This window comes from Streptococcus cristatus (assembly GCF_003943505.1).
GTDB lineage: Bacteria > Bacillota > Bacilli > Lactobacillales > Streptococcaceae > Streptococcus > Streptococcus cristatus_E.
Genome location: NZ_RJPS01000018.1, coordinates 1 through 8,903 on the forward strand (window position 1 = coordinate 1; position 8,903 = coordinate 8,903).

Annotated in this window: 8 protein-coding genes; 1 reads left to right on the top strand and 7 read right to left on the bottom strand. The window is 43.0% G+C overall.

The window, feature by feature from the left end:
- From D8792_RS10560 to secA, 5 genes are all read right to left on the bottom strand, one after another.
- Positions 1–255: alanine racemase (locus D8792_RS10560; RefSeq protein WP_185758450.1), on the bottom strand; the 255-nt coding region annotated here is incomplete at its 3' end.
- Positions 245–607 (bottom strand): holo-ACP synthase, encoded by a 363-nt coding sequence (gene acpS / locus D8792_RS10565; protein WP_185758451.1) that lies wholly within the window; start codon positions 605–607, stop codon positions 245–247. The genes D8792_RS10560 and acpS, both read right to left, overlap by 11 nt.
- A gap of 198 nt (positions 608–805) precedes the next feature.
- On the bottom strand, positions 806–1,843 hold the full coding sequence (locus tag D8792_RS10570) for a 3-deoxy-7-phosphoheptulonate synthase (protein ID WP_125373991.1): 1,038 nt from the start codon (positions 1,841–1,843) through the stop codon (positions 806–808).
- A 1-nt stretch (position 1,844) separates the two neighbouring features.
- On the bottom strand, positions 1,845–2,876 hold the full coding sequence (locus tag D8792_RS10575) for a 3-deoxy-7-phosphoheptulonate synthase (protein WP_125373992.1): 1,032 nt from the start codon (positions 2,874–2,876) through the stop codon (positions 1,845–1,847).
- A gap of 16 nt (positions 2,877–2,892) precedes the next feature.
- Complete coding sequence (gene secA / locus D8792_RS10580; RefSeq protein ID WP_125373993.1) at positions 2,893–5,412, bottom strand: preprotein translocase subunit SecA; 2,520 nt, start codon at positions 5,410–5,412, stop codon at positions 2,893–2,895.
- Between the two features lie 229 nt (positions 5,413–5,641).
- On the opposite strand from secA, the gene queG reads away from it, so the two are divergent.
- Positions 5,642–6,766, top strand: a complete 1,125-nt coding sequence (queG, locus tag D8792_RS10585; protein ID WP_125373994.1) for a tRNA epoxyqueuosine(34) reductase QueG — start codon at positions 5,642–5,644, stop codon at positions 6,764–6,766.
- A gap of 78 nt (positions 6,767–6,844) precedes the next feature.
- Here queG and D8792_RS10590 read toward each other — a convergent pair whose 3' ends face one another.
- Together D8792_RS10590 and D8792_RS11490 are read right to left on the bottom strand one after the other, a co-directional pair.
- The gene (locus D8792_RS10590) at positions 6,845–7,561 is read right to left on the bottom strand and encodes a YebC/PmpR family DNA-binding transcriptional regulator (RefSeq protein WP_045498557.1); all 717 of its coding nucleotides are present in this window, start codon (positions 7,559–7,561) and stop codon (positions 6,845–6,847) included.
- A gap of 418 nt (positions 7,562–7,979) precedes the next feature.
- Entirely contained in the window at positions 7,980–8,870 is an 891-nt protein-coding gene (locus tag D8792_RS11490) for a mucin-binding protein (RefSeq protein WP_446677393.1), read from the bottom strand.
- Positions 8,871–8,903 lie beyond the last annotated feature (33 nt).

Sequence of the window (8,903 nt, forward strand, 5' to 3'; positions counted from 1 at the left end):
CAAAATAAGAATGGATTTAGCAATGCCAGCTTCTCGTAGTTCGAGAGCTTCGTCAATATTAGATACGCAAAAACCGTCTACAAGGGCCTGAACGTGTTGAGAGACAGGAACCGCACCATGTCCATAAGCATTGGCCTTTACTACTGCCCACTTCTGGACCGACCGAGGAATATGAGCCGCAATTTGCTCAATATTAAATGCAATAGCAGACAGATCTATGACTGCTTTAGTGGGTCTATGTAGACTAGCTTTCATTGTCTTCCTCCAAAATCACACTGGCGGTCACCAGATTTCCAGCATGACTGATTGATAGCCATACCGAACCAGCAAAGGGGGACTTGCTGAAATAAGGCGCCCCCTTATCATCATTTAAAATTTCCAAATCCTGAAAAGTCACAGGGCCAATGCCGGTCCCCCAAGCCTTGGCAAAAGCTTCTTTAGCTGACCAGCGACCTGCCAAATATTCCAGCTTGCGCTTGCCCTTTAAGGAGCCAAACCGAGCCATCTCCTGAGCCGTCAAAATTTTCTCAGCAAAGCGCGCATTCTTCTCGTAGGCCCGAGCAATGCTGGAAATCTCTTCTATATCTATTCCGTGTCCTCTTATCATACTTCTATTAGGAATACGAAGCAAGACCCTTCTCCCAAGGAGATTGAAAGAAAATCTAATTTCGACAAGGCAAACCGATGAGAATGACACTGAAATGTATCAAAGAGGTTTAACATCATCAAAATTAGATTTTCATAGAGTATGAGCTTGCCTATATTCATTAGCAGACTCCTATCAAAAGCCTACTAATCCTTTCTTTTAAGCTTCTTTTTCTAAGGTATCATAGATTTCCTGAATGAGCTCTTCTGTCTTGTCCCAGCCCAAGCAAGGATCGGTAATGGACTTACCAAAGACTTCTGGCTCATTCTGGCGGCCATCCTCCAAATAGGACTCAATCATGAATCCACGCACCGCCTTTTTGATTTGCTCATTCCAAGCACGGTTAATCAGAGTCTGGCGGATAATCCGGATCTGCTCCAAATACTGCTTTCCAGAATTGTCATGATTGGTATCAATCAGGATGAAAGGATTGGACAGCTTCATATCTTCATAGCGTTTGATCACATCCAGAAGATTTTCGTAATAGAAGTTAGGCTTGTTCTTACCGTACTCATCTAAAGCTCCACGCAAAATCACATGCGCCAGGGGATTGCCTAGAGTTTCCACTTCCTGGCCATGATAAAGGAAGATTTGCTTATTCTGAGCAGCATAGACGGCATTAAACATGACCCCAAGATTGCCAGATGTAGGATTTTTCATACCAACCGGAGCGTCAATACCAGACGCTACAAAGCGATGTTCTTGGTCCTCAACCGAACGAGCGCCTACGGCATGGTAACTGACCAAATCATCTACCAGCACTAGATTAGAAGGATAGAGCATTTCATCAGCAGTCGTCAAGCCTGTCTCAGTAATAACTCGGTAATGCAACTGGCGCACTGCCTTTAGCCCATTGATCAAGCTTGGACTTTTTGAAGCATCTGGCTGGTGAACGAGCCCTTTATAGCCGTCACCATTAGTCCGAGGCTTGGCAGTATAGACCCGCATGACGATAAAAATCTTATCCGCTACCTTCTGCTGCAGGTCAGCCAAGCGGCGAGCATACTCCAACACCGCCTCTTCATTGTCAGATGAGCAGGGGCCGATAACCAAGAGCAAGCGTTGATCTTCTCCCTTGATGATGGCAGCCAATTCCTGATCGCGCTGATTCTTCTTTTGTAGAGCTTGGTCTGACAAAATCGTTGCAGACTTGATCTGCTCGATGTCAATTTCCTGACCTTTTGCTATAAATGCCATATTATTTACCTAGTGTGTCGTATATCTCATGGACGAGTTCGACCGTCTTGTCCCAGCCTAGGCATGGATCTGTAATAGACTTGCCAAAGACTTCTGGTTCATTTTGTCGACCATCTTCCAAGTAAGATTCTATCATAAAGCCACGAACAACCTTCTTGATTTTATCATTCCAGTCGCGGTTGATCAAAGTCTGACGGACAATACGGACTTGCTCCAAATACTGCTTGCCAGAGTTATCATGATTAGTATCAATAATGATAAATGGATTTTCTAAGCCCATTTTTTCATACTGGGCGATTGTATCCAGCAGATTATCATAATAGTAGTTTGGAATGTTCTTCCCATATTCATTGATGGCACCACGCAGAATCGCATGAGCCAAAGGATTTCCACTCGTTTCTACTTCCCGATTTGCAAAGAGGAAGCTCTGCTTGTTCTGAGCCGCATAAATGCCATTAAACATGACATTCAGATTTCCAGATGTTGGATTTTTCAAGCCAGTCGGGAAATCCGCTCCACTGGCTACAAACCGGTGCTGCTGATCTTCAACAGAACGAGCACCGATCGCCATATAGGAAATCAAATCATCTACTAGGGGAAGATTTTCTGGGTAAAGCATCTCGTCAGCCGTCGTCATTCCAGTTTCCGAAATCACACGGTAATGCAGGTTGCGCACCGCCTTAATCCCGTTGATTAGACTAGGTGCCGCTGTCGCATTAGGCTGGTGAATCAAGCCCTTATAGCCATCGCCATTGGTCCGTGGCTTGGCAGTGTAGACCCGCATGACCATAAAGATCCGATCTTTGACTTCGTCTTGAAGTGCTGCCAAACGCTTGGCGTATTCCAAGACAGCCTCTTCATTGTCTGAGGAGCAAGGGCCGATGACCAAAAGGATACGATCATCCTCACCGCGGATAATAGCTTCTAGTTGGCGATCTCGTTCTTGCTTACGAGCCAGAATAGAACCTTCTAACTTAGCAAGCTGACGCACTTCTGCTACATTGATTGGTTGACTAGTTGCTTTAAAGGTCATCTTCTCTCCTTATGAACTACTTCTTGCGACCATGACAGTTTTTAAATTTCTTACCTGAACCACATGGACATAAATCATTTCTTTTAACAGAGGATAAATCAACATTTTTTGGAAGATTTGGGTTTTGGGCAGCAATATTGCGAGTAGCTGTCGTGCTGATACTGTGCTCTGTACGTGGACGTTCTTGCTCATGAATTTGTGCTTTCATCATGAGACGAGTCACATCAAACTCGATAGAGCCAATCATGTCATTAAACATCCGGAAACCTTCTGCCTGATACTCAACAACTGGGTTGTTCTGAGCATATCCGCGAAGTCCCACAGCCTGACGCAATTGATCCAAGGCGTCGATATGATCTGTCCATTTATTATCTACAACTCGTAGAATCAGCACTTTTTGGAACTCTTGGACTGCTTCTTCATCTCGAAGCTTAGAAATCTGATTGTCATAAACTTCAGAAGCACGCTCCATCAAGTAATCTTTGATTTCTTGCTTGGATTTACCTTCTAAATCATCAGCTGAGATAGAATCCTCTGCTACAAGATTATATTTAGCAAAATTCAGAATCGCTTCAATTCTTTCATCATGGTCTGAATGGCTGCTACCATCTACGATCCGATTAATGGTACGACGGATCATAGCATGAATTTCTGGAGCCAAATCACGGTCTGCTGTGATGACATCATAGCGTTGAGAATAGATAATCTCACGTTGTTCACGCATGACATCGTCATATTGGAGGACTTGCTTCCGAGTATCGTAGTTATTACCTTCAACCCGTTTTTGGGCTGCTTCCACCTGACGCGTCAGCATCCGAGACTTGATGACGGACTCTTCTTCGCTAAGATTCATCCGATCAAGCAAGGCCTTAATACGCTCTGAACCGAAACGTTTCATCAAATCGTCTTCGAGAGATAGGTAGAATTGTGATTCGCCTGGATCACCTTGACGACCTGAACGTCCACGAAGCTGGTTATCAATCCGGCGGCTTTCATGGCGCTCTGTACCGATGACACAAAGTCCACCCAATTCACGGACACCTTCACCTAGCTTAATATCGGTACCACGTCCAGCCATGTTGGTCGCAATGGTAATAGCACCACGTTGACCAGCATTCATGATAATCTGTGCTTCTTTATAGTGGTTTTTAGCATTCAGAACTTCATGAGGAATTCCTGCAGCTACTAATTTTTGAGAAAGATAGTCACTCGTGTCAACCGATACTGTACCGACTAAGACAGGCTGGCCTGTTTTGTAGCGTTCCTTGACGTCTTCCACGACTGCTTTAAATTTCGCTTCCAAGCTAGGATACAGCAAATCTGGATGGTCAATACGTTGGACCGGACGGTTAGTTGGAATTGGAATTACGCGAATATTATAAATTTCGCGGAATTCTTCTTCTTCTGTCTTACCAGTCCCTGTCATCCCTGATAGCTTTTTATACATACGGAAAAGGTTCTGGTAGGTAATCGAAGCAGATGTTTTTGATTCTTCTTGGATAGGCACAGCTTCTTTTGCTTCAATCGCTTGGTGAAGTCCATCAGAGAAACGACGACCTTCCATTGTACGCCCAGTAAATTGGTCAACGATGAGGATTTCCTGCTTTTCACTCACGACATAATCCACATCTAAGGTCATAATATAGTTAGCACGTAAGGCATTGTCGATAAAGTGCGTTAAAGCAACATTCTCAAGGTCGTATAGATTTTCTAAGTTAAAGTAACTTTCAGCCTTATCAATACCAGAATCTGACAAACCAATCGTCTTAGATGGGATATCAATGATATAATCATCTTTTTGAAGTGTTTTCACAAAGCTATCTGCTCTGTAATAAAGCTGATTCGTATCAGAAGCTGTCGGTCCTGACACGATCAATGGCGTACGCGCTTCGTCAATCAAGATAGAATCCACCTCGTCAACCAAGGCATAGTTCAGCGGACGCTGTACCATATTTTCAGCCCGAACCACCATGTTATCGCGCAGGTAGTCAAAACCAATTTCAGAGTTGGTTGAGTAGGTGATATCACAAGCATAAGCTTCTCTTTTTTCCATTGGTGACTTAGATGCTAGGTTGATACCAACAGAAAGTCCCAACCAAGAATAAAGTTCACCCATCTCAGTCGCATCACGTTCTGACAAGTATTCATTGACTGTAACAACGTGAACTCCTTGACCAGATAAGGCATTCAGGTAAACAGGCATAGTCGCTGTCAGGGTTTTTCCTTCCCCCGTACGCATTTCTGGCACATCACCATGGTGAAGGACAATCCCCCCCATAATCTGAACCTTATATGGGAAAAGACCTAAGACACGCTTAGCTCCTTCGCGGACAACTGCAAATGCTTCAAACAAAAGTTGATCTAGCGTTTCACCATTTGCATAGCGTTCCTTAAATTCAACCGTTTTTGCTTGCAATTCTTCATCGGTCAAGGCTGCCATTTCGTCCTCATAGGACATGACCTTGTCCGCCATCTTTTCTAATTTTCTTATTTCACCTTTATCATTTTCAATGATTTTTTTTAAAATATTAGCCATTTTATTCCTTACTCGCTATGTTCTGTTTATAAATGTTTCCTCTCATTATAGCATGTTTCCCCATATCTTTCAAGAAATAATCCATTTGGCAATTGGCTTGAAAGGCTGTCATTTCTCAATTTACACGCTTATCTGCCTAACTCTTCTTGCTCTCAAATTTGCTAAATAATCATGGTTTTCACGAAGTAGTTTCTCGCATAATTCTCCTAATTTCGATATAATAATAGCAATGAATATCAAAGAAGAAATTATCAAATTATCAAAAGAAATTGGCATTTCTAAAATTGGCTTTACGACAGCAGATGACTTTGACTATCTGGAAAAGTCGCTGCGCTTGTCTGTAGAAGAGGGTCGAAATTCAGGTTTTGAACACAAGAATATTGAGGAGCGAATTAAGCCCAAGCTGAGTTTGACCTCAGCTAAGACCATCATCTCTATCGCAGTCGCCTACCCCCACAAGCTCAAGCAACAACCACAAAAAACAGCTTACAAACGAGGAAAATTCACTCCCAACAGCTGGGGGCTGGATTACCACTATGTCCTACAGGACAAGCTAGATCGGCTTGCAAAGGGAATTGAGGAGTTGACTGCCAACTTTGAATATAAAGGCATGGTGGATACAGGAGCCTTGGTCGACACCGCTGTAGCCCGGCGAGCAGGAATAGGCTTTATCGGCAAGAACGGCTTGGTCATCTCCAAGGAATTTGGTTCTTATATGTTTCTGGGTGAGCTCATTACCAATCTGGACATTGAGCCTGACCAGCCTGTCGACTATGACTGCGGAGACTGCAATCGCTGCGTAACAGCCTGTCCTACCTCCTGTCTCATTGGCGATGGGACTATGAACGCCAAGCGCTGCCTATCTTTTCAAACCCAAGATAAGGGCATCATGGACCTAGAATTTCGCAAAAAAATCAAGACAGTCATCTATGGTTGCGACATCTGCCAAATCTGCTGCCCCTATAATAAAGGCTTGGACAATCCGCTCGCAACAGAGATTGACCCCGAACTAGCTCACCCTGAGCTCCTGCCTTTCTTGGAACTTTCTAATGGTCAGTTTAAGGAAAAATTCGGCCATATAGCAGGTAGCTGGCGGGGCAAAAACATCCTGCAGCGCAATGCCATCATTGCTCTAGCCAACGCCAATGATCGCTCTGCCATTCCCAAACTGCTAGAAATTATTGACAAGGGACAAAATCCAGTCCATATCGCTACGGCCATCTGGGCTCTCAGTCAGCTAGTACGCGAAGCCAGTCCTGAAATGATTGAGATGATTCTTGCTGTGAAAAATCCCACAGAAGCTATCAAAGAGGAACAGGAACAATTCCTAAAGAAATTCCACTTAACTAACTAAAAATAAATACAGTCTAATTTAGAAACTGCCTTAGAACGCAACTTATACTAAATCAGACTGTATTTTTATGTTATTCAATTAGAAGCCATCTACGTTGGTGTAGATTTTTTGGACATCTTCATCGTCTTCAAGGACGCTATACAATTTTTCGAAGGTTTCTAAATCCTCTCCTGTTAATTCCACTTCTGACTGAGGAATCATTTCAAGCTCTGTCACTTGGAATTCTTGGATACCAGATTCACGCAAAGCTACAATTGCTTTATGTAGGTCAGTTGGCGCTGTATAAACTGTGATACTTCCTTCTTCAGCCTCTACATCGTCCACATCCACATCTGCTTCTAAAAGCAATTCAAAGATGCTATCTGCATCGTCACCAGCAAAAACGATGACACCTTTATTATCAAAAAGATAAGACACAGAGCCGCTAGCTCCCATGTTTCCGCCATTTTTCCCAAAGGCTGCACGGACATTGGCTGCAGTCCGGTTGACATTCGAAGTCAATGTGTCAACAATCAACATAGAACCATTTGGCCCAAAGCCTTCATAACGGCCTTCTGTAAAGGTCTCGTCTGTATTTCCCTTAGCCTTGTCAATCGCCTTGTCAATAACATGCTTTGGCACTTGCGCTTGCTTAGCGCGATCAATAACGAACTTAAGGGCTGTGTTCAACTCAGGATCTGGTTCACCTTTTTTCGCTGCTACATAGATCTCTACACCAAATTTAGCATAAACTTTTGAGTTTGCGCCGTCTTTAGCTGTTTTCTTAGCTACAATATTGGCCCACTTACGTCCCATTGGAATTTCTCCTTTAACTATTCTACATTTTTAATCTTCCTTATTATAACACAGGAAAGGCGAAAAATCATCCAACAAAAACAGGAAAGTCCCCAATTCCTTAAAATTATCTGCTGAAATACGAACTAGATATAGAAAAGATTAGAGTACTAGTTCCTTATATCTTTTAAAATACCGAGATCAGTCATTACATTCTCTCGATAGTAAAATGAATAATACCAATAATTTTGAGGTGATATCCCTATCATTCTCCAGTAAATCTCCTATTTTACTAGAGCCTTCTCTCATTTCTTACTACCAAAGTTTGCTAATCAAATAAATAAAAAATCGATAACTTCGTAAAGAAGTTATCGATTTTTGCGAGCTGTTAACTAATCGTCTACAACTCTTCAGTGATTACTATCCAAGCTGGAAAGAATTAATCTTCTTCTTTCAATCTTGGTTTAATCAAGCTGACACCTGCAAGTGTTGCAACAATTCCTAAACCAAGTACTGCTGCTGAAGATGATTTCTCACCTGTATTTGGCAGAGCAGTAGTTCCAGGAACTTTCGGTTCCACTGGCTTGTTCGGTACTTGTTTATTTGGTACCGGAGCTGGAGTTGGCGGAACAGGTTTCGGTTCTGGTTTTGGTTCTGGTTTTGGCTCCGGAGTTGGAGTTGGTTTTGGTTCCGGAGTTGGTGTCGGTGTAGGTGGAACTTCTACCTTCTTGTACGTTACGACTTCATCTGCTGGTTTAGCTGAGTCTGCTGTAACCTTCACATCTGCTACGCTTGCTTTATCTGCTACATAACCCTTGATGTCTGGTGAAGTTTGTCCCTTGATCACGTCATCTTGTGATGTCCATGGGCCTTTTTCTACGATCGCTTTCGTTACGACGTTGATCTTCAGAATACGCGTGAATTTAGCGCTNTCTGTGAAGCTTGGTGCTGCTTCTTTACCATCTTCGTATACGTACTTGATCGTACGGCTCAATTCCTTCACAGCTTCTTGTTGAGCTGACTTGATCTTATCATCTGTCCACTTAGGTCCATCCGGATTGTTTGGATCCATTGGATCGTTTGGTTTCGGCGGATTATTCGGATCGAATGGTACTACGCCTTCTTCCAATTGAACAGTGAAGTTTTGGTCCTTGCTTGCATCATCATCAAAGTTTTGTGGATCCTTGAACTCATCGTTCACAACCTTGTAACCTTGGTTAGTCAATTCTTTCAACTTCGCAAGGTATTGGTCACGGCTAATTGGTTCGCCTGACTTACCGCCTTCTGAGATCTTAGCCAATTCTTTCTTAGCTTGGTCTACGAAGGTGATGGTTGCTTTTTGATCTGCCTTCTTGTACGTTAC

Bases quoted from the DNA above. Each gene is read 5' to 3' on its own strand.
- acpS (WP_185758451.1), bottom strand. From the start codon at position 607: ATGATAAGAGGACACGGAATAGATATAGAAGAGATTTCCAGCATTGCT.
- D8792_RS10570 (WP_125373991.1), bottom strand. From the start codon at position 1,843: ATGGCATTTATAGCAAAAGGTCAGGAAATTGACATCGAGCAGATCAAG.
- D8792_RS10575 (WP_125373992.1), bottom strand. From the start codon at position 2,876: ATGACCTTTAAAGCAACTAGTCAACCAATCAATGTAGCAGAAGTGCGT.
- secA (WP_125373993.1), bottom strand. From the start codon at position 5,412: ATGGCTAATATTTTAAAAAAAATCATTGAAAATGATAAAGGTGAAATA.
- queG (WP_125373994.1), top strand. From the start codon at position 5,642: ATGAATATCAAAGAAGAAATTATCAAATTATCAAAAGAAATTGGCATT.
- D8792_RS10590 (WP_045498557.1), bottom strand. From the start codon at position 7,561: ATGGGACGTAAGTGGGCCAATATTGTAGCTAAGAAAACAGCTAAAGAC.